25 protein-coding genes are annotated in these 21,539 nt (G+C 34.0%); 12 read left to right on the top strand and 13 right to left on the bottom strand.

The window, feature by feature from the left end:
* Positions 1 to 37: 37 nt before the first annotated feature.
* Genes EG348_RS11750 through tssO form a run of 3 tightly spaced genes read right to left on the bottom strand, consistent with a single transcriptional unit; the run spans position 38 to position 2,074 of the window.
* Positions 38 to 946 (bottom strand): PKD domain-containing protein, encoded by a 909-nt coding sequence (locus tag EG348_RS11750; protein ID WP_123983300.1) that lies wholly within the window; start codon positions 944 to 946, stop codon positions 38 to 40.
* A gap of 55 nt (positions 947 to 1,001) precedes the next feature.
* A complete protein-coding gene (locus tag EG348_RS11745) occupies positions 1,002 to 1,526 on the bottom strand; it encodes a type VI secretion system transmembrane protein TssO (RefSeq protein WP_123983299.1) in 525 nt (174 codons plus the stop codon).
* Between the two features lie 11 nt (positions 1,527 to 1,537).
* Positions 1,538 to 2,074 (bottom strand): type VI secretion system TssO, encoded by a 537-nt coding sequence (gene tssO / locus EG348_RS11740; RefSeq protein WP_123983298.1) that lies wholly within the window; start codon positions 2,072 to 2,074, stop codon positions 1,538 to 1,540.
* 248 nt (positions 2,075 to 2,322) lie between these two features.
* On the opposite strand from tssO, the gene EG348_RS11735 reads away from it, so the two are divergent.
* From EG348_RS11735 to EG348_RS11710, 6 genes are all read left to right on the top strand, one after another.
* On the top strand, positions 2,323 to 2,925 hold the full coding sequence (locus EG348_RS11735) for a response regulator transcription factor (protein WP_228414720.1): 603 nt from the start codon (positions 2,323 to 2,325) through the stop codon (positions 2,923 to 2,925).
* A gap of 139 nt (positions 2,926 to 3,064) precedes the next feature.
* Positions 3,065 to 3,355 carry an HU family DNA-binding protein gene (locus EG348_RS11730; protein WP_027388329.1) on the top strand — a complete coding sequence of 97 codons (291 nt, stop codon included), beginning with the start codon at positions 3,065 to 3,067 and terminating at the stop codon, positions 3,353 to 3,355.
* Positions 3,356 to 3,727: 372 nt separating this feature from the next.
* The gene (locus tag EG348_RS11725; protein WP_123983296.1) at positions 3,728 to 5,287 is read left to right on the top strand and encodes an Rne/Rng family ribonuclease; all 1,560 of its coding nucleotides are present in this window, start codon (positions 3,728 to 3,730) and stop codon (positions 5,285 to 5,287) included.
* A gap of 112 nt (positions 5,288 to 5,399) precedes the next feature.
* The gene (locus EG348_RS11720) at positions 5,400 to 6,341 is read left to right on the top strand and encodes a tetratricopeptide repeat protein (RefSeq protein ID WP_123983295.1); all 942 of its coding nucleotides are present in this window, start codon (positions 5,400 to 5,402) and stop codon (positions 6,339 to 6,341) included.
* Positions 6,338 to 6,811, top strand: coding sequence for an OsmC family protein (locus EG348_RS11715; RefSeq protein WP_123983294.1), 474 nt, complete (start codon positions 6,338 to 6,340; stop codon positions 6,809 to 6,811). Before EG348_RS11720 ends, EG348_RS11715 begins: the two co-directional genes overlap by 4 nt.
* A gap of 218 nt (positions 6,812 to 7,029) precedes the next feature.
* Positions 7,030 to 7,680 (top strand): response regulator transcription factor, encoded by a 651-nt coding sequence (locus EG348_RS11710; protein WP_228414719.1) that lies wholly within the window; start codon positions 7,030 to 7,032, stop codon positions 7,678 to 7,680.
* A gap of 171 nt (positions 7,681 to 7,851) precedes the next feature.
* Here EG348_RS11710 and EG348_RS11705 read toward each other — a convergent pair whose 3' ends face one another.
* The 6 genes from EG348_RS11705 to EG348_RS11680 form a co-directional block, all read right to left on the bottom strand.
* Positions 7,852 to 9,363 carry a carboxypeptidase-like regulatory domain-containing protein gene (locus tag EG348_RS11705; protein WP_123983293.1) on the bottom strand — a complete coding sequence of 504 codons (1,512 nt, stop codon included), beginning with the start codon at positions 9,361 to 9,363 and terminating at the stop codon, positions 7,852 to 7,854.
* An 11-nt stretch (positions 9,364 to 9,374) separates the two neighbouring features.
* On the bottom strand, positions 9,375 to 10,739 hold the full coding sequence (locus tag EG348_RS11700) for a CsgG/HfaB family protein (RefSeq protein ID WP_123983292.1): 1,365 nt from the start codon (positions 10,737 to 10,739) through the stop codon (positions 9,375 to 9,377).
* Positions 10,740 to 10,771: 32 nt separating this feature from the next.
* Entirely contained in the window at positions 10,772 to 11,182 is a 411-nt protein-coding gene (locus EG348_RS11695; protein ID WP_123983291.1) for a curli production assembly/transport component CsgF, read from the bottom strand.
* Positions 11,183 to 11,193: 11 nt separating this feature from the next.
* Positions 11,194 to 11,925, bottom strand: coding sequence for a curli production assembly/transport protein CsgE (locus tag EG348_RS11690; protein ID WP_228414718.1), 732 nt, complete (start codon positions 11,923 to 11,925; stop codon positions 11,194 to 11,196).
* A 7-nt stretch (positions 11,926 to 11,932) separates the two neighbouring features.
* Positions 11,933 to 12,331: a hypothetical protein gene (locus EG348_RS11685; protein ID WP_123983290.1), complete on the bottom strand. Its 399-nt coding sequence runs from the start codon at positions 12,329 to 12,331 to the stop codon at positions 11,933 to 11,935.
* 166 nt (positions 12,332 to 12,497) lie between these two features.
* Positions 12,498 to 13,316 carry a hypothetical protein gene (locus tag EG348_RS11680; protein ID WP_123983289.1) on the bottom strand — a complete coding sequence of 273 codons (819 nt, stop codon included), beginning with the start codon at positions 13,314 to 13,316 and terminating at the stop codon, positions 12,498 to 12,500.
* A gap of 286 nt (positions 13,317 to 13,602) precedes the next feature.
* Here EG348_RS11680 and EG348_RS11675 point away from each other — a divergent pair, with 286 nt between their 5' ends.
* The 4 genes from EG348_RS11675 to EG348_RS11660 are packed head-to-tail and all read left to right on the top strand — an operon-like array spanning position 13,603 to position 16,859.
* On the top strand, positions 13,603 to 14,232 hold the full coding sequence (locus EG348_RS11675) for an NUDIX hydrolase (protein ID WP_123983288.1): 630 nt from the start codon (positions 13,603 to 13,605) through the stop codon (positions 14,230 to 14,232).
* 27 nt (positions 14,233 to 14,259) lie between these two features.
* Positions 14,260 to 15,066 (top strand): lysophospholipid acyltransferase family protein, encoded by an 807-nt coding sequence (locus EG348_RS11670; protein WP_123983287.1) that lies wholly within the window; start codon positions 14,260 to 14,262, stop codon positions 15,064 to 15,066.
* Positions 15,067 to 15,078: 12 nt separating this feature from the next.
* Entirely contained in the window at positions 15,079 to 15,516 is a 438-nt protein-coding gene (locus EG348_RS11665; RefSeq protein WP_123983286.1) for a hypothetical protein, read from the top strand.
* 5 nt (positions 15,517 to 15,521) lie between these two features.
* A complete protein-coding gene (locus EG348_RS11660; protein ID WP_123983285.1) occupies positions 15,522 to 16,859 on the top strand; it encodes a UDP-N-acetylmuramate--L-alanine ligase in 1,338 nt (445 codons plus the stop codon).
* A 49-nt stretch (positions 16,860 to 16,908) separates the two neighbouring features.
* Here the strand turns inward: EG348_RS11660 and EG348_RS11655 are convergent, their stop codons facing one another.
* The 4 genes from EG348_RS11655 to EG348_RS11640 all read right to left on the bottom strand — a co-directional run bounded on the left by EG348_RS11655 (position 16,909) and on the right by EG348_RS11640 (position 20,333).
* Positions 16,909 to 17,355, bottom strand: coding sequence for a lipocalin family protein (locus EG348_RS11655; protein ID WP_123983284.1), 447 nt, complete (start codon positions 17,353 to 17,355; stop codon positions 16,909 to 16,911).
* Between the two features lie 156 nt (positions 17,356 to 17,511).
* Complete coding sequence (locus EG348_RS11650; protein WP_123983283.1) at positions 17,512 to 18,387, bottom strand: aldo/keto reductase; 876 nt, start codon at positions 18,385 to 18,387, stop codon at positions 17,512 to 17,514.
* A gap of 216 nt (positions 18,388 to 18,603) precedes the next feature.
* On the bottom strand, positions 18,604 to 19,506 hold the full coding sequence (locus tag EG348_RS11645; protein ID WP_123983282.1) for a LysR family transcriptional regulator: 903 nt from the start codon (positions 19,504 to 19,506) through the stop codon (positions 18,604 to 18,606).
* 137 nt (positions 19,507 to 19,643) lie between these two features.
* Positions 19,644 to 20,333: a metallophosphoesterase family protein gene (locus EG348_RS11640; protein WP_262696720.1), complete on the bottom strand. Its 690-nt coding sequence runs from the start codon at positions 20,331 to 20,333 to the stop codon at positions 19,644 to 19,646.
* 303 nt (positions 20,334 to 20,636) lie between these two features.
* Between EG348_RS11640 and EG348_RS11635 the strand changes: the two genes are divergently transcribed.
* Both EG348_RS11635 and EG348_RS11630 read left to right on the top strand, forming a co-directional pair.
* Positions 20,637 to 21,251, top strand: coding sequence for an NAD(P)H-dependent oxidoreductase (locus EG348_RS11635; RefSeq protein ID WP_123983280.1), 615 nt, complete (start codon positions 20,637 to 20,639; stop codon positions 21,249 to 21,251).
* Positions 21,251 to 21,538 (top strand): putative quinol monooxygenase, encoded by a 288-nt coding sequence (locus tag EG348_RS11630; protein ID WP_123983279.1) that lies wholly within the window; start codon positions 21,251 to 21,253, stop codon positions 21,536 to 21,538. Before EG348_RS11635 ends, EG348_RS11630 begins: the two co-directional genes overlap by 1 nt.
* Position 21,539: the final 1 nt, after the last annotated feature.

Raw genomic sequence — 21,539 nt, 5'->3', positions numbered from 1 at the left:
AATTTATCTTTTATGATTGGTGCGCCCAAAAGGACGATTATTTGCTTTGATTAATATCAACTTTGGTTACACAGTTCTGCGTATCATCAAAATTCACTTTTACAGTCTGGATGACGTTATTTTTGTCAAACTGAAGTCCTGCGCAATACATGTAAAAATTATTTACCTTGCTGTCGTTTACCTTTACCACTGTATTTTCGTTGTTACACAGATATGTTCTCAACAGATAATTGTAATGCGTATTGAAGCTGTTTCCGTTAGCGATCTGCTGCAAATGATATTTAAAATCGTTATCAATTTTAGCATAAGCATCTTCTACACTTACTTCTTCTTCCAAAGCGTCATAACCCTGAAGAATTTTTATGTGATGCAAAATAGGTTCAGGACTTTCGTCAGTGTATAATGTAACTACATAATCCCCAGGTTTTTTATACGAATAGATCGCCATTTTGTCTTTGGAATCTATATTTCCTGTTTCTCCGAATTTCCATGTAAACTGTTTTGCGTCGGAAACTGCACGAAACTGTACATTTTCAAAGCTCATTGCCTGAGATGGCGCGTCGATCAACGTTTTAATCTTCAACGTATCCTTTGGTTTAGGAATTCCTCTTGCAGAAACCATTACCGGGAAAGATTTAGAATATTTATTATCCACGATAAGCGTCACCGAATAATATCCGGGTTTATTGTAAAAATGAAACCCTGTACTTTTATCAGAAGTTGTACCGTCTCCGAAATTCCATCTTTTGGTTTTTGCGAACTGGGTTTTATCTTCAAATAAAAGTGTATCTCCTACCTTGAGAGAAGATGGATACACCACCCCCACAATATCATCGGCGGAGTGTATAACTTTCTTCTGCAACCACAATGCAACCAATGCTGCTATGAGCAAAGTTGCAATAACACCAATAATAATGTTCTTTTTGTTTTTTTGAAAATAATTCATAGTTAATATTAATAATTGTGATGTGTTTTGTTTTTTTCTAATTTTTGAATTTTGGTTATTGATTTCTTGCCTTCAAAGCATTTTCTCGCTGAAAAAGCTGACTTTTCTTTTCTTTAAAACCGATTGAGCATTCCTCAAACTGTTTTTCAAAATTCTTGATATTTTCAGTTTTACTTGAAATAACTTTTTTATCGTCGAAGAACATTTTATAAAATTTGGCGATCTGAGGATAGGCTTCTTTTCTGATGTCTGTTACATTGGCATTTTCAAAAGAATTAGCCACATCATTGATCCCGTTCATGATATTATTTTCCTCAAAAGGCTGAGGAACCTCATTCGTAAGCCTGTTTATTTGCGTAAATGTGCTGTCTAAAACTCTTTGGGTAACTTTTTGCTGCTGATCGAATTTTGCTTTCTGCTCCAGATTCTGAACAGAAATAATATCTTCATCGGAAAATGGCGACTCAAAACCTTTCAAAAAGATGATTCCCAGAAAAATAAGCGCTGCGAAAAGCATAAGTACTAAATAAAGAAACTGATAATGCCTTTCCTTTTTTGATAATGTGATTTGTCCCTGCATAATTTCTGTATTTATCTTCTTTTTCTGCTTCCGGTAAATTTCCTTGTAGGATCCAGTCTTAATTCATTATTTGCGATCCCGATCTTGCCTCGGCATTCGCTTAAATCCCTCAATGCAGTCTGTTCTTTGTAAGAAACGCTAACAATTTGAGTCTTTAAAGCCAGTATAGGTTCCAACTGTTTCATCAGAATGGAATAATGCTTAAAGTTGTCTGCACTGTCTTTTCCCATGATATTTTTGGCATCTCTTACGTTGTCCATGATATAGTTTTTGAGGAAAATATCATTATCAACCTTGCTTATATCAAGCTGGTCCATCCGATATAGGATACTGTCTACATGAGTCCTCAGCAGGTCGCTGCGGGTAAGTAATTCTCGGTATTCGTCTGCCTGTTTTTTAATTCCTTCTCTTTGGATGTCATAACTTTTAAAAAAGAAAAACACACTAATGAAAGAAACGGCTGATAAGACGACAAAAGATAGAACAAACTTCCAAATGCCTATTCTAACGTCTGATTTGTTTAATTTTTTCTCCCTATTCGAAGACATATATTTGTGATTTGTTTGGCAGGTGAAAATATAAAAAAAAAATTTTATGCACAATATTTAAATTATTTAGTTAAATAATACTGTTATGTTATTTAATTTAAGATTAATTTTCACTTTAATAAGTTTTTCATACATTAGGCCTCTAAATTTTAAATATCTTACACCAAATCGATATTAAAGTGAGTAAACTATTAACTAATACTGTGCGATTTTCTATAGCAGACAGCGATTTTTATTTTAAAAAAATAATGATCAAAACACTTATGGAAAACCCTTTCTACATGCTTCTAAACGACTGTAACAACGGCCACGAGCTGGTAAACAGAATCTATAGAAGACAGGAAGATGTCTTCATCATTGAACTTTTTATGCCCGTATTAAGCGGAATCGAAGCCATAAAATACATCAGAAAGAGCAATTCTGAGACGCCGATTATCACTTATTCCGGAACTTATCAGGAAGATATGGCGGAAATCCTTTCAAAAATTCCAAATACTTTTTATTGCCAGAAAAAAAGCAGTGTCATAAAAGATATTGTGAAAGGTCAAATTGCATCCAATACATTCGATTACGATGCTTATTCTAAAGAGTGGGAACAGCAGCCATTGGCCGTTCAGGAGTATATGGACAGACAAAAAAAGAGCCAGGGAGAACTTTCTTCTACCGAGATCCAGCTGATGAAATTCTGTTATGAAGGCTTCAGTAACAAGGAAATAGGAGAAAAATTAAATCTCAGCACAAGGACAATTGACACCTATATAAACAGGCTGACAGAAAAGCTCGGATTGAAAACAAAACTCCATCTCATCCGCTTCTGCGTGGAAAACGGATACTACAATTCCAGCATGTAACACTATCTTAACGCAAACATAATATATAGTAAACATTAAAATCTCAACCTTTTACCGAAAAATAATTCGCGACTAATTTGCTAGTATTCAATTTTTTTAACTAAATTTGCACACCTAAAATTTAAAATTTAAAAAGGAAATGACAAAGGCAGAATTGGTAAACACCATCTCAAATAAGTTGGGAACAGAAAAGAATGAAACACAGAAAGTTGTAGAAGCTTTTATGCAGGAGATCAGGACTTCTATGTATAATGGAGATAATGTTTATCTAAGAGGTTTTGGTTCTTTTATCATTAAAACAAGAGCGGCAAAAACTGGAAGAAACATTTCTAAGAACACTGCAATTGAGATCCCTGCACACAACATTCCTGCTTTCAAACCATCAAAATCTTTTGTTGAGAAAGTAAAAACGAAAGTTACAGTAAAATAAGAAATTAACTGAATATTAACTAGTTACTAAAAAATTAAAATTATGCCAAGCGGAAAGAAAAGAAAAAGACACAAGGTTGCAACTCACAAAAGAAAGAAAAGAAGAAGAGCGAACAGACACAAGAAAAAATAATCTCTTTTTTTCGAGATTTACAATATAACAATATAGTTGGTGGTTTTATTTTTTTAAAGTTCGCCGACTATATTTTTGTTTTGCAACAACTATAAGATTTTGTGCAAAATTAGGGTAGTCACTTTTTTTTATTAATAAAGTATGGTGGTTTTGATTTAATTCATAAATTTAAAAACTTAATCATCCTGATAAAAACCACACCAATTTCACAACATCTTAATAATTTTATCTTACAACAAAATGAAGAAAGAACTAATAGTTTCACATGAAGGCGACTTTACGAAGATCGCGCTGCTAGAAGACGGAAGACTATGCGAACTTCATGAGGAAGAGGACAAAAGTGATTTTATAGTTGGAGATTTGTTTATAGGAAAAGTAAAAAAGCTGGCTCCAAACCTTAATGCAGCATTCGTAAATATTGGTTACGATAAAGACGCATTTCTGCATTATCAGGACTTGGGACCGCAATATCTTACGTACAAAAAGTTTCTGAAAGATACTATTTCTAAAAAACAAAGTACTTCAAGTTTAAAAAGTTTCGAGATACAACCCGAAATCGACAAAAACGGAACAGTAGAAAAAGTGATTGTTAAAGACGATCTTATTCTGCTTCAAATTACCAAAGAACCTATTTCTACAAAAGGACCGAGGATTTCAACTCAGGTTTCTTTAACGGGACGTTTTTTGGTTTTAATACCTTTCGACAATAAAGTTTCTATTTCCAAAAAGATCAAAAGCTATGAGGAAAAAGAAAGATTGAGAACCCTTATTGAAAGCATAAAACCAGAAGGTTTTGGCGTTATAATAAGAACTGTTGCAGAAGGAAAAAAAGTGGCCGACCTTCATAATGATATGAATCAGCTGATTCAGAAATGGGAAAGCACTTTTAAAAATATCCAGAAAAACAAGGTTCCGTCTAAAGTTTTAAGCGAAGACGACAAAGCTTCAGCTATTCTGAGAGACAATTTCAACCAAGATTTTGTAAGCATCATCTGTGATGACGAGCAAATGGTGGAAGAAATGAAAAATTATGTAGAAGTAATTGCTCCGGAAAGAAAAAACATTGTTCAGTTTTACGATTCACACATCCCTCTCCTCGAATATTATAACGTAGAAAAACAGCTTAAACAAAGCTTCGGAAAACACGTAAATATTCCAAGTTCAAAAGGTGCTTACCTTGTGATAGAACACACAGAAGCACTACACGTAGTTGACGTAAACTCCGGAAACAATATCACAACCGGAAACTCTGCCAATAAAGAACACGCTCTGAACGTGAACAAAATGGCAGCAACAGAAATCGCAAGACAATTGCGTCTCCGTGATATGGGCGGCATCATCGTTATCGATTTTATAGACATGCCAAACCCCGATCACAGAAGAGATCTATTTGAACATCTGAAAGCAGAAATGATGCGCGACAAAGCTCGCCACAAGATCCTGCCTCCAAGTAAATTTGGATTGATACAGATTACCAGACAAAGAAACCGTCAGGAAAAACAGATCGAAACAAAAGAAGACAACCCAAATAAAGACGGAGAAATCATTGCTCCGATCGTTATTGTGGAAAGATTGGAAGAAACCATCAGAAATATTATACAAAAGGATAAAGGAAAACTTTACCTTCATGTACACCCTTTCGTGGAAGCTTACCTTACAAAAGGTATTAAAAGTATCCAGATGAAATGGTTTATCAAGTATAAAAAATGGGTAACCATCATCCCAAGGGACTCTTTTAAATATTTAGAATACAAGATTTACAATTCGAAAAAGGAAGAATTGATAGGATATTCTAATTAATACAAAATTTTAAAACCTCTGGCTTGTCTGGAGGTTTTTTTGTTAAAAACATCAAATCACTAAACCATTTATATAAATTTACAGTTACTATTGAAACTAACAATTCTTTAAAATGAAAAACTTTCTTTATATAAATTTAATATTTATTTCTACCGTTATTTTTGGACAAGAAAAAATCCAAAACCAAGATTTAATTTTATTCGAAAGAGCAATTACTCTCCAAGAATTTTTGAATGATAATCTTAATGATGAAATTAATCAAGATACAATCAATTTAACTGAACAAAATAAGTTAAGAAGAAATTTTGCTATTGAACTAAAAGAAAATACCCTTGAAAAGGTAATTAGCAATTATGATGAACTAATAAAAGAATTTCCACAATCAAAATTAATCTTTCGAGCTTTAAATAATAAAGGATTTGCAGAAATCGAAAATGGTAATTATGATAATGCTAAAAAAACTTTTCAGAAAATACTAAACAGTAATGCAGACGATTTGGAAAAAATAGGTGTAGGTTCTGGAATTATGGGCGAACCTTATTCAAACTATAAAAATAGAGCATTAAAAACACTTGCAAGAATAGAAATTAGAGATAGAAACTACCAACAAGCCGTCCAATATCTTAATGAAACCAAAAAGTATCCTTACAGACATTTTTGTGGAAATGAATATGCTCAAGACGAAATAGCTATGGCTGAATTATATTCACAATGTTATATAAAATTAGAACAACACGAAAAAGCTTTCGATATTCTTATTCCAAATATCATTGAAAACGGGATTGCTGATAATTCAGAAATAACAATTTTAGCTTATAATACTCTTATCAAAAAATATCATAAGGAAGACTTAAAAACATTGTTTGAAAATTCTTTCAAAAACATAATTATTAGAAGTGAAAATAAATTTACTTCTTATAATATCAATTTCCTGAATAGAAATATTAGATTACCTGATTGGGAACTTAGTGAGGCTATCTCTAAAAAAGATAAAGAAGATATTATAAAACAAATTCTCAAGAACTCAAAATTCTATTCACTTTTATCAAAATGAAAAAACACCACTACAAAACCACCATCCAATGGACCGGCAACAAAGGAACCGGAACCAGCAATTACAGAAGCTACGAAAGAAGCCACACCATTTCTGTAGAAAACAAAGCTGTTATTGAAGCTTCTTCGGATCCCGCTTTCCGTGGAGATAAGACAAAACACAATCCTGAAGATCTTTTTCTATCGTCTTTATCATCATGTCACATGTTGTGGTATTTGCATTTTTGCTCAGAAGCCGGAATTATTGTTGTTGATTACACCGACAACGCAACCGGAATTATGGAAGAAAAAGACAACGGAAGTGGTCATTTTATAGAAGTTACGCTTAATCCGACCGTCATAATCACAGAAAAATCGATGATTGAAAAGGCAAAAGAGCTTCATCATAAGGCAAATGAATTCTGTTTTATTGCCAACTCAGTAAATTTCCCTGTGAAACATATCCCTACTGTGTTAATTAAATCAATTTAATATAATTTTTATACACTTCAAAAAACCCATGAATATTAGATTTATCTAACAATAACTCTAAATTTTCAGATAAAAATTCCACCCAAAGAGAATTATTTAACAAATAATCAATAAATTTAAAATTTACCATAACTATTGTTAAAAAAAAGAACAATATTGTGATTATTTTGTTTAAAATGTAAATATTTTTTTATATTTTTATATAAACAAAACTAACCATGATGAAACCTAGATTAACTATTTTTGATGAGCCTGTATTGTACACAGAAGGTTTATCAAAATTACTTACCCAAAGTAAAATTTTTAACTCCATTGACGTATTCAACTGCTACGAAGCATTATCAATACAATTAAAAAAGGAGCCACCCGAATTTCTCATGATAAGTTCAAACATGCTTATGCTTACAGAACTTTATAAATCTGTAGAAAGCATAACCTCAGAAAATAAAAACATAAAAATTATTGTCATTGGCAACAGCTATGATATTGTAGATATAAGAAAACTTTTTAACAAAGGAATTAAAAGTTATCTTGATAAAAACAGCAGATATGACGAGTTTATAAAATCTATTCAGGCTCTTCTGCTTAACGAAATTTATATTTGTGATCACGCAAAAGACAGAATGATCAATTTTATCAGCAGTGAGCAGGCTCAAAAAAGGCTTCAGATCAAAGATCCTCTTACAAGACGCGAAATGGAAATTTTAAAACTCATTTGCGACGGCCTCAGCAGTAAAGATATCTGCGAAAAACTTTTCATAAGTATCAATACCGTAGAAACCCACCGCAAAAGAATTCTCCTTAAATTAAATGTAAAAAATTCTGTAGGCGTTGTAAAATATGCACTTGAAAATCATATGATCGACTGATCACTACCCAAACTAATTAACCAGAAATTCCAAACCTTACGGGGTTTGGAATTTTTTAATATATGAAAAAAATCTAGGTTTGAATGGGGAATAGTGAATTGTCAATTTCTAAAATTCAGCATTCACTTGCTCAGCAAAATTCACTTTTCACAATTCACTTTTCATTAGTCGTTACTCATAGTCCGGCATTTCGGCATTACTGAAAAGAGCAGTTCTTACAAGATCTGTCATAGAACTGCTCAGATCAATAGTCATAACGTTTTTCTGGGAAACGTTATCATTAGAAGTATTCATGAAAATAACTTGTGCATTATTAGGCGAAAATCTAGGATCAAGATCGTTTGTTCCTAACGGTTTATCGCTTTCGGTAGAAATATCGATTGTTGTATTTGTTGCTAAATTATAGATGAAAATACGCGAATCAAGCTGGCGGTAATTTCCGCTTCCGTCCTGATAGGCAGAAACATCTTTTGTGTAGAGCAACAATTGTCCGTCAACGGAGAAATTCAGACCTCCGGCAGCTCCGGCAACTCCGGTGAGAATGGTTTTTACAACGCTTCCTACCATATCAACAATATAAATTTTCACATTATAACCGTTGAAATCATTGGTTTTTAAAGCTATTTTACTGCCGTCATAGCTCCAGTCGCATTCTGAGATCATACTTCCGTCGGGAGTTGTGTAGATGAGCGTCAGTCCGCTTCCGTCTTTATTAATTTTATATAATTTATTAAAATTCGAGTAAATAAGCTCCTGCCCGTTCGTACTCCATGAAAAATCCATTTCAAAATTATTAAAACCTGCTGCAGGAACCGATGTTACTTTAAATAAATTGGAACCATCAGGATTTGCTGTGTAAAGATGCGCGCTTCCGCCTTCTGTCCTTAAAAAAGCGATTAATCCGGCATTATTATTTTTTCGTGGTCGCCAGCTATTGTAGGACGAATTCGTAAATTGGAAATTATTTCCTGCTGCATCACTTGACATAATAACCAGATTTCCGTTTTGTTTCTGAACATAATGATAACGGTTAGAGGGAACCGTATTGGTGGTAAATTTGCCAATAGCACTTAAAACTGGCTGGTGAATGCCGTCCGAAACAGACACCTGCCAGAAGTAACTTACACCAAACTTCAAATTTGAAAGCGAATAATGTTTCGCCGTCAAATCATTAACCTGAATCACGTTAGTGTCAAGATTATTTTTAATTGTTAAACTATATTTCAAAACATCTGCCGTATCGGGATCGGTGGCATTCCATGTCAATTCCACACTCAGAGGCTGGTTCACCGCGTTGTCTACCGGACTTAGCAATACTGGTGTTGTGGGTGGAGAATTTAATGATTCGTCATCGTCCATTTCAAAAACTACGGTCACGACCTGATTCTGGTTCTGTACATTAACTGCCTGAAAATTGGTAAGATAACCGGACAATTCTGCTTTTACAGAATAATTGCCCACAGGCATGCTTGCTATTTCAAAAGAACCATCTGTTCCGCTAAAAACGGTTTGCGTTGTTGGCGCTGTGAAGATCTTCACATTGGCAATAGGTTCGTTGGTTCCTCTTTTCACCACTTTTCCTTTTAAAACTCCTGTCTGAGCCTGATCTACAAGCTCCTCATTACAGGAAAATAAACAAACAGAAAGGATGATTATGCTGATTAATTGTATTAAAGTTTTCATAGTTTATGTTTTTATTTGTTACCAATGTAAAAGTTGATTCCCAGCGCAAATCGCAGCGCCTGATCTTTCCTTTTACCGTTCACCAAACCTTCCCAATTATCTTTAAAACCCAAATCATATTGTGCTGAAGCTCTTACAGCAACATTTTTATCAATCAGATATTCTAATCCGCCTCCTGCCTGGCCTTTGTAATTAGGTTTAAACTCAGAATACATCGCTCCAAGACCTCCATAGATGTAAGGAGTGAATTTATATTTAGGAAAAATCAGATATTCAAGGTTAACTTCGGGAACGAAATAATTTCTTTTAACAATATTTTCATTTTCCAACGTGAAATAATTCCCACTAACCTCAACATTGAAATTTGGACTTATAAAATATTTAAAGCCTAATTTTCCGCCAATATTCATTTTAGGATTAATGTAATCATCTTTTATTTTTTGTCCCTCAGCCTGAGCAAAAATCGAGAATTTTCCTCTTTGATTATCCGGATATCTATTTCCGATGGCTCTATTTTGATTTTGATCCTGTTCCCTGTTATAATTATCGATCAAAGCCTGATAATCTACGGTATTATCAACTGCTTTTCCCCATATTTTATCTCTGATACCTTCAACAATCAATGATTTTACAGATTTTTCGATGGCCTCGGATACGGCAAGCTGAACGGGTTCGTTTTGCGTCATTCCAACCTCAGCTTCCAATAATCTTTCAGTATCAATATATCTGAAAAAACTTCCGTTGACGCTTGTAGAAAGAATGGTTTTTGAGGTGTAAACTGTTTTTAAGATTTCTCCATTCAACGTAGAAACAGCTCGAAGATAAATGGTAATTCTGTCTTGTCGGTATTGAGTTGAAGCTCCAATTCCAAAATATCTGGCGCCCAATCCTCCGGTCATAATATTACTGTCATAGGAAATCACACCACCTTCCAGAAGAATTCCGGCATACAAGAGTGGTGGTAAAGCCTGGCTGTTTTTTTCGGCATCTTTTAAATATTCCTGTCTTGTGGATCTGATAATCTGTCTTTCGTTCAGAAGATTGGCTATATTTTCTCTTTCGATCGGGATAAACCACTTGCTGTCTTCCAAAGCTTTAATTAAAATGGTCGTGGTTCCTTGTGGAACAGCGGTGCTCCAGTTATTTCCGTTTTCAGAAGGCTTATACTGCCCTGTCTGATCCCTGAATTTATAAACACCGATAACGATTTTCTCTTTAGGTAAGGGTAAATTTTTCAATTCTGCGGTGTAAGAGGTGTTCTCTCCCATCGTAGATTTTTCGGGATTGGACGGCAATCCGAATAACGAGCTGCACGCCTGTACGACACACAACATGACGGCACAGAAAAAAATTCTGGTGTAAGTGTAAGCTCTCATGGTAAGTTTGGTTTTTTAGTTACTTTTTTATTTTATTTTGGAATTACGATCTCGGACTGATCGCCAGTGCTGGTATCCAAAATATTTATTAAAAGTCCTTGAGCGGTAGTTGTAACCTGTAAGTACAATGACCCAAAAAGGTAATTGCCGGGCTGAATACTTCCCTCTCCGAACTGATCTTCAAACAATTTTCTGGACAATTCACTCAAAACCTGTCGGTTAAGACTTTGGCTGAAACCGTCAACAGAATTTAAATTATCCAGCAGATTACCGTAATCATTTTTTTCATCAAATTGATTTTGAGCGTTTGCCGAACTTAAAAGCCACTGGTAATTAAATGTATCTCCCCCAAATGCAGGATTTACCGGTTTATAGACGAGTTGCTGAGATTTACCGAGGAAGATCCCTGCAAAAAAAGTCAAAATAAATATTAAAGTTTTCATGGCGGACGTTTTTAGTATATAAATTCATTTTTTATAAGGTTTTTCTTTGCATTAAATTCTTTGATGTATTTTAAACTATTCGTTAATTGTTCTTTAAGATAATCTTCGCTTGGATTGGTCATAAAACTGTAAACTACTTTATCATCGATTTCGATATTAATTTGTCCGTTGGTTCCACGGCCGGGAAGTTCTGAGATTGTAATGGCTGAATTGCTTTTATCAGGAAGCTGGCTGTATTGAAGGTAAAAAAAATCATAAAAATCTTTTCCTACTTTGCTTTTGGTTTCATCGATCGTTAACCCTTTTAATTCAAAAACAACATCTTCTTCTACTTTACTCACTTTCTTTTTAAATGAATCATTATTAAGTTCAAGGCTGTCTTTGGCTATTAATTTTTGAGTTTCTTCATCTTTTACATAAAGAAAAACTTTTAAAGCATCTTTTTTTTCAAGATTAACATTAATCTCAGATAATACTTTTGTTTCATTCGGATTAATAGAAAATTTTCCGCTTTGCTGATTGTTTGAAAGATTTCCGCCGTTCCCTTTTTTAATAGAAACCAAGAGATAATTTAGTTCTTTATAGATGGTGGTATTATTGGTGACCACAGCTTTCAGATTGATTTGCCCCTCCATTATTTTACTTTCAATTTTTGCATTGATTTTTTTATCTTCCTGTCCGCTAATCAAAACAGACAGGAAAATAAAAGAACACAAAATCAAAGAATAAAAATTTTTCATCATTTGGGTTTTAATAGTTTCTCATGAAAATCGTTTTATTGTCTCCTTTCACCTGTATTTGAAGGTCATCCGAAATACTGTTACTTCCGGTAACATCAATAATATTGTTGTTTCCCTGCGTTGTAATAGCTGTCTTGGTTGCAGTATCAGTAAATGAATTATTAAAGTAAAGGCTGTTGTAATCTCCCAATTGTTTTACCGAAATATTTGTTTTAGCATTAAGAGAAAGTTCAGCATTATTGGCATCACCCATCTGAATCATATTGGAATAAGACATCGCCTGATCAGGATTCTGTCCGGTAATAACATTAAGAACAGTATTGCTGTTGATGCGATCCCAATCGATCTGCTGTGATTTCACAGACAAGAAAATGAGAAGTGTGAAGACACTCCACGACAATTTAAACATGGTATTAATTTTTATTAAAGTTACTGGATTACAGCGCTCTATAAAACACACTTACCCGTTACAGTTGAAAAATCACGGTTTATGGTTACGTTTTAAAATTATTGAAACTTTTAAACAAAAAAAGAGAGGCCTCAGCCTCTCCGTGTTGATCTGTAATGTACTTTTCCTAATTTGATTGATTAACCATGATTGTATTATTGTTTCCTACCTGAGCTCCTAAATGGATGTTAGAATCACCACTTTGAGTGATTGCAGCGTAGTTGTTATCTCCCATTTGAAGATCGATAGCTGTGTTGTCATCTCCATCCTGTTGTTGGTACAATTGGTTGTCTGAACCCCACTGTAATCCCATTGCAGTGTTACCATTACCCTCTTGAACAGCAACTGCAACGTTATCATCACCTACTTGACCATGCATTGCAACATTATCGTTTCCATCTTGGTATTGTATAAGAATATTTCCGTCACCAACCTGTACTCCTGTAGCTTCGTTTCTTCTGCCTAGCTGTACCTGAAGAGTCGTGTTATCATCCCCAAGCTGAATAGAAGAAGCTTCGTTTCTTCTGCCATTCTGAAGTTGGAAAGCAAAGTTATCACTACCCAATTGAATTGAAGAAGCTTCATTTCTTCTTCCTACCTGAGTTTGTTCTGTAATGTTCATCAACCCTACCTGCCATGTTGTAGCAGAGTTTCTGTTTCCTGTTTGGCTCACTTCATTTGAGTTCCCAATTCCCAATTGATCTACGTCTATTGAGTTTCTGTTTCCGATACTTTCTGCTGTGTTGGTATTGAAAGCTCCAACCTGATCTATATCGGCAGTATTACGATTTCCATCCTGATTTAGAGTATTCATATTTACTAAACCTGTTTGGTCTACGGTAGCAACGTTCCAGTTACCAGTTTGAGTTGTTACATCAATATTTGCCTGTGCAAAAGCAAAACCCATGGCCATTAGTGTAAACACACCTGTTATAAAGTTTTTCATTTTAATAAAAATTAATTGGTTAATAGTGAGACAAAGGTAGATGCTAAAGCAATCTGGCGAACCACTACAAAAGGGCAAATTTTAAAAATCATTAATTACAGTACTGTTTGTAACCGTTTACGGTTTATTGATCATCACGGTAAGTAATTACGTATAAATACGGGGATTGTTTTATGTAAATCTATTATTGATTACCAATTATTCATTACTTATTTTTCTATCCTTTTATCATTAATTAACATTTTTGTCTCTTCTTTTCTTCAGTATATATTGCTAAATTTGAGCTATGGAAAATTTTGGAAAAGATTTATTACGAAAAATAAAAAGTGTTGAACTACCCGGAGAACATGCTCATGGTGTTTTTTCACCTCCTTCACGTCCCGTTTTTACATATGATGAGGTATTAGCCAAGAATCCAAAATTCGCTGCCGTAAATATTATTTTGTACATTAAAGATGATGAGTGGTATTTTCCATTAATATTAAGAACCGAGAACGAAAGAGACAGACATAGCGGACAAATATCCTTACCTGGCGGAAAACGCGAGGAAATGGATAAAGATTTTGCAGAAACAGCCGTTCGCGAGACTTCGGAAGAAATAGGCATTGAAAAGCATTATGTAAGAATCATACGAGAAATGTCTCCGATCTACATTCCGCCAAGTAATTTCTACGTTTATCCGTATATTTCTTATACCAAAAAAGACCCTACTTTCATTTTACAACATACTGAGGTGGTAGAAACCATTGAATTTCCCATCACTTCCTTCCTAAATCTTCCCGATAAGCCTGAAATAATGGCTTTGCCAAGCGCAGGAGGACATGAAGTTCCGGTCATCAATTTCAACGGATACATCATCTGGGGAGCCACAGCGATGATATTAAGTGAATTCAGCCAGTTGTTGAAAAAAATGTAACTTTGCACAACCGTGTTTAATTAAAAAATGGCGAAGAAAAATATTTTCACCGATGCATTCGGAACACCTTATTTTTTAAAAAGGTTTATCATTTTTATTTTAGGAATTGTTTCTTACAGAAGATTCAATGGCTTTAATAAATTGAAAATAACCGGTACAGAACACCTTGTGGATCTTCCGGATTCTAATGTGCTTTTTGTGTGTAACCACCAGACTTATTTCGCAGACGTGGCAGCAATGTATCACGCTTTCTGTGCTGTAAACAACGGATATTTAGACACTATAAAAAACCCGATTTATCTGCTTAATCCAAAGATCGACTTTTACTACGTTGCAGCTGAAGAAACCATGAATAAAGGTATTCTTCCAAAAATTTTTAAAATTGCAGGCGCTGTAACCGTAAAAAGAACATGGAGAGCTGAAGGCCAGAACGTCAACAGAATGGTAGATCTTACAGAGGTTGATAATATTATGAAAGCCTTAGACAACGGCTGGGTAGCTACTTTCCCTCAAGGTACTACATCGGCTTTTGCACAAGGAAGAAGAGGTACGGCAAAACTGGTTAAAAATCAGCGCCCGATTGTAATCCCGATCAAAATTAACGGATTCAGAAGAGCGTTTGATAAAAAAGGTCTCCGCGTAAAGGTAACAGGCGTAAAACCTACGATGGAATTTAAAGCACCTCTAGACATCGATTATGACAACGAAAAAGCACCAGAAATTTTGTTGAAAATAATGACTGCCATTGAGCAGACCGAAGATTTCAATGTACTACACAATTATGATGAAGAACTTAAAGCTAAAAAATTAGAACAAAAGGATTCAGATAATTAAAGTAGATTAAATATGAAAAGAATAATAGGGATCTTATTCGCAATCATAGTATTAGTTTCATGTAACAGCCAAAAAGTATATTCAGATTTTGACATAAGTTATTCTAAAAACGGGGGATCTTCTCCTATCTATGAGAATTTACTTATCAAGGCCAATAATGTGCATTACTCTTTTGAGGGACAGGGAAAAAAAATTAAAAAAGATTTTAAAATCAGCAATGAGGATCTAAAAAAGTTAGATAACATTCTTTCTCAAAACAATTTTAGAAAAATACAGGAAGATCGTAAAAAATTATACGACAATGTAACGACTTCTATTAATGTTAAAAAAGGTCCTAATGAAGGTAATAAAACAGACGCAAGTCTGGTAATGCCAAATTATAAAACCAACTGGGATAACATTTTAAATGCTTTCCAGGAGATTATTAATAACAACGTTAAAAAACAGTAAATAAATTGAATACCCATTTCATTGCTATTGGCGGAAGTGCCATGCATAATCTTGCTATTGCGTTAAAAGACAAAGGATATCAGGTAACAGGTTCAGATGATGCTATTTTTGAACCTTCAAGATCAAGACTTGAGAAGAAAGGAATTCTTCCTCAGGAATTGGGATGGTTTCCGGAAAAAATAACGTCTGATATTGATGCCGTAATTCTTGGAATGCACGCTCATCAGGACAATCCCGAATTAGCAAAAGCGAAAGAACTGGGTTTAAAAATATACTCGTATCCGGAATTTCTTTACGAACAGTCTAAAACCAAAACCCGCGTTGTTATTGCAGGTTCTCACGGGAAAACGACAATCACTTCAATGATTCTGCATGTTTTAAATTTTCATCAGAAAGATGTTGATTATATGGTGGGAGCGCAATTGGAAGGTTTCGACTGTATGGTAAAACTGACTAAGGATAACGATTTTATGGTATTGGAAGGTGATGAATACCTTTCCTCTCCTATCGATTTACGTTCAAAATTTTTACTGTATCAGCCCAATATCGCTTTAATGAGCGGAATCGCTTGGGATCACATCAATGTTTTCAAAACGTTTGATGATTATATTGAGCAGTTCAGGAGATTTGTTGCAAGCATTACTCCGGGTGGAGTTTTAGTGTATAATGAAGAAGATGCCGAAGTAGTAAAAGTAGTAGAAGCCGCTGAAAATTATTTCAGAAAAATACCTTACAAAACGCCGGAATACGAGATCAACAACGGAAAAGTGTATTTAAAAACCGAAATGGGAGATATTCCGCTTTCTGTTTTTGGAGCGCACAATCTATTAAACCTTGAAGGAGCAAGACATATCTGCCATACTTTGGGAATTATGGATGAGGATTTCTATGATGCGATTATGAGTTTCAAAGGAGCTTCAAAACGCCTTGAAAAAGTGGAAAGAGAAGACAAAGGAACTCTTTACAAAGACTTTGCACACGCGCCAAGCAAGGTAAAAGCTGCTGTAAAAGCTTTCTGTGAGCAATTTAAAAAAGAGAAAAAATACGGTTTTCTTGAACTTCATACCTATTCAAGCTTAAATCCTGTATTTCTAGAGCAATATGATCACGCCATGGACGGATTGGAGGAAGCAATTGTTTTCTATTCCGAAGATGCTTTAAAAATCAAAAGAATGGATCCGATTTCACCAGATCTGATCAAAGAAAAATTTAAAAATGAAAATCTAAAAGTATTTACCAATGCCGAAGAACTTCACGCATACTGGGAAACCTTGGATAAAACTAACGGTGTTTTCCTGATGATGAGTTCGGGTAATTTTGGAGGACTGGATCTGACTAAATAAATTCTTACATAAAGCAAAACTCCTTTCGATTTGAAAGGAGTTTTTTATTTTAATTGATTTTTTTATAAAAACGTTTTAATATATCCTTAGTACCGTCTCCGTCAAAATCCTGGGTCCGGTCTTCCATAACCATATTGGTTAAAGTAAGCTGAGTCACGAAATAAGGATAATTTTCCTCACCTTCAAACCAGAATTTACCATTTCCTTTATCGAATGTGTATTTCCTTGCTACAGAATCTGTTTTTTCGCATGTATTATTATTTTGGGCATAAGAAATCGAGAAAACGTGTGAAGAAGTAAATTCATGTGTGCTCATTTTTTGGCAATCGGTTGAGAAAGATATCTGAATCTGTTGATTTGACGATCGATATATCTCAGATTTTTCAATGTACCATTCTCCGATAATTGAAGCTTTATTGCCGGAATTCTGAACCTCGTCATCGCTACTACAGGAAACAATCGAAAATAAGATAAATGGAAAAAAGAATTTTTTCATAATTAATTTTAAAGTCACAAAAATAAATTAATTTTAATTAAATACTTTCTGCTTAAATACTGAATTTTATTAACGTAATATCATTTTATCTATTTCCTTTCCAAGTTAATTCTCCTCTTGAATTAATAAATCTGGGAAAAAAATATTTTAAAATCATTAAATATCTGCAACAGAATTCAACATCTTTTCTTCCCATTCCGGATCTTTTGGATCAAAGAATATTCTTTTATTGGTATCTAGAGAACGAACAGTATTCATTTCATCTTCCGTTAATTCAAAATCAAAAACATTGAAATTTTCTTCAATTCTTGACGGCGTCACAGACTTTGGAATCGCGCAGAATCCTTCCTGTAAATGCCATCTTAAAATAACCTGAGCAACCGTTTTATTATATTTTTCAGCGATAGCTTTTAAAGATTCGTTATTTAAAAGTTCAGCATTTCCGTTTCCAAGAGGGCTCCAAGGTTGAGTAACAATATTATTTTCTCTGTTATAAACCTGCAATTCTTTTTGTTGGAAAATCGGGTGTAATTCTATCTGATTAACCACAGGAAGAATGTTTGAATTCGCTTTTAATTCTTCCAGCTTTTCAACCGTAAAATTACAAACACCAATTGCTTTTATTTTTCCTTCCTGATACAATTCTTCCAAAGCTTTCCAAGCTCCCGTAAAATCTGAGTAAGGCCAGTGAATAAGGTACATATCCAAATAATCCAGCTGTAATCTGTCTAATGTTCTCTGAAAAGCACTTTTTGCTTTGTCATACGTAGTATCCTGAACCCAAAGTTTTGATGTGATAAACAATTCATCTCTGTTTACTCCGCTGTTTTTGATAGCATTTCCAACTCCGATCTCGTTTTGATAAATAGAAGCCGTGTCAATCATTCTGTATCCCGTTTGGATAGCCTTAATCACTGTATCTTCACACACTTTCTGGTCATCAATCTGCCAGACACCAAAACCTAAAGCCGGAATGTCAACTCCGTTATTTAATGTAATTACAGGCTGCCCTGTATATGTTTTCTTTTTCATAATATTTTATTTTTTTACTAAATTCAAACAAATTTCCGATAAAAAATTGAAACTCTGCTTACCAATTTTATTGAAAATTAGAAATTTTGACTTGTCTTTTATTACGGTCTAAGTTTTTATTTCCCATAAATTGCCACAGATGTTTGTGTTTTATTTGTGAAAATAGTTTGTGGTATTTGTGTTTAAATGAGCTAATTCATAATTCATAATTCATAATTAAATCTTATCCATCACCTGACGAAATAATCCTTTGATATGCTCAATTTCTGAGTGATAGCTCGTCTTTTTTCTACATCCGAAATAGAGCGTATTTTCCAGCTTTTTCTCGCCTTCCCAAATTAATTTCACTTCCCCGCTTTGAATCTCGTCTTTGCATAAAAAGTTAGGAATTACAGCCAATCCTTTTCCACCTTTCAAACAACGAATGATTGAATTTAAGTTAGGAACAATATAATTTGGTCGGAAATCCGGTTTATGCCCAAAATTCAAAGTCCAGAACTGGAAAAGATGTTCCATATCTCCTGTTGTTCCATACCATTTTTCTTCTTTTAACCAACTTTCAATCTGCTCTTTATCCTTTGTTTTCAATATTTTTTTGAAACCTTCTGTATCAACATCTTTTCCTCCAACCAAAATAATCTGTTCAGATGAAAAAGCTTCATGCTGAATATTAGGAGAAATTCCTTTTTTCGGTGTAATAATCAGGTCCAAAATCCCTTTATCCAACTGATCCAGCATTTCAGGATATTCTCCAAAGCTGATAATTAAATTAAAAGGCAAAGAAGAAACATACTGCTCCAAAGTGGTCTGAAAAGTTTCAAAACACATTCCCACACTTATTGTCGGGGTTGTTTTTTCGGTAGATTTCTGGAAGTTTTTTTCAACATCCTCAAGTTTTGTTAATGGATCGGAAACTGCATTGAATAATACTTTCCCCCTTTCCGTGGGATGCATTTTCCGTCCTGTTCTGTCGAATAATTTATATCCAACATACGCTTCCAAAGAGCTTAAATGTAAACTCACACCCGGCTGTGATATGAATAAAGCTTCTGCTGCTCCGGTTAATGTTCCGGTTTTGTAGATTGCTTTAAATGTTCTGTACCATTCTAAATTAACCATAATTGTATTTATTTAGCGAAATAGTCAATTTGCTTCGCAGTGAATTGTGAAATTCTTCTACTATAAAATTGACAAGCAAAGCGAATTGATAATTCACGATTCAATTATTACTTTCATGATACAAAGCTACAAAATAATCAGAATACTGATAGCTTTTCGTTTCTTAAAAATGAAGCATAGTAATTCGGAATTTCACTCTCTTCGATTTTTTGAGCAACTTCTTCAAGCAGATATTCTAGCTGAATAATTTCAGGAGTAATTTTATCTTCATCTAAATTCAAAATGACATAAGAAGCAAAACGGTTTTCTTCTCTTGAACGTCCGACAGAGCCAGCATTAATCGCCCATTTACCATCAAAATATTTTTTAAAAGATAAATGGGTATGTCCCATAATGACAACGTCAGACTGAGAATCATTTAGCATATCAATAAAAATATCGTCATTTTCAGATTCATAAAAATAGGTATAATTACTTTCTAAACTTGAATGGACTAACTGAATATTCCAATGTTTTTTCCCGACTTTATAGTTTAATTTTAAATGAAAAGGCAATTCAGACAAATACTTTTTATTCGCTTTTGTAATGTATTTTTTTGAATGATCAATAGCCAAAAACCTTGCAGTGGTTTCCTCCTCAGAATGCTTACTCAAAGGAATTACCGGGATATCAAAAGCAATTCTTTCATCATGATTTCCCATTAAACAAGGAATATTCAAACTCTTGATCTTTTCGATCACTTCATTTCCCCAAGGTGCAAAATCAACCAAATCTCCTAAGCAAAATTTTTGATGAATTCCTCTTTCTTCAATATCATTTAATACCACTTCCAATGCAGGAAGATTTCCGTGTACATCGCTAAAAATTGCTATCTGCTTTCTATTTTATTCAAATTATTCAAACAAAGTTAAAGGAGAAATGTTAGAAATATATTCAAGATCAGTATGATATTTAAACATAAAACGTGAATTGTGAATTTTGCTTCGCAAGTGAATAGTCAATTCTCAGGCTTATAATTCACAATTCAAACAACCATCATAATTCTGATACTTTACTATAATTTATACTATTTTTATTATACAAAATCCCAACCTAACTTTGCAGAGTAAAATTTAAACAATCATACAACAATGAAAAAAGTATTAATCATCAATGGTGGACAAAACTTCGGACATTCAGGAGGAAAATATAATAAAACAATTGCAGACAGCACGTTGGAAGTTCTACAAAAATTTGAAAATGTAGAAGTAAAGATCACAACAGTTGACGAAGGTTATGATAAAAATGAAGAAGTTCAAAAATTCGTTTGGGCAGATGTTATCATTTATCACACTCCGATCTGGTGGTTCCAATTACCAAATGGTTTGAAAAAATATATCGACGAAGTTTTCACAGCAGGTCACGCCAAAGGAATTTATATGAGTGACGGAAGAACTGCAGATAACCCACAGATCAACTACGGAACCGGAGGCATGCTTGGCGGAAGAAAATACATGGTAACCACAAGTTGGAATGCGCCGGAAACTGCTTTTACGCTTCCGGGAGAATTTTTCAATGAAACAAGTGTAGATAATGGACCATTATTTGGATTTCATAGAATGAACGCCTTTGTTTCTCTCGAAAAAATGGAAAGTTTTCACTTCCACGATGTAGAAAAAAACGCAAACATCGAGCGTGATATGAAAATCTACAAAGAACATCTTACCAACATTTTTGAAAAAGAATTAAAACCACAATTAGCCTAATGAAAATTTATCTTACCGCAGTAATTAAAGCAAAAGAAGAACACAGAGCAGAAGTCTTAGAAGTCCTTCAAAATATGGTGACAGAAACCAGAAAAGAAGAAGCCAACGAATTGTACACGCTTCATCAAGGAATTGAAGATAAAAACCAATTTGTTTTCTATGAAATCTGGAAAAATCAGGAAGGTTTAACTCAGCATAATCAGCAACCTTATATTCAGGCTTTCGGGGCTTTGATTGATGAAAAATTACAGGAAAAACCACAAATTTATCTAACAAATATTATTTAAA

The organism is Chryseobacterium sp. G0201, assembly GCF_003815655.1.
Taxonomy (GTDB): domain Bacteria; phylum Bacteroidota; class Bacteroidia; order Flavobacteriales; family Weeksellaceae; genus Chryseobacterium.
The sequence above is the reverse complement of the archived record's forward strand: the minus strand, read 5'-3'. Positions and strand labels throughout refer to the sequence as shown.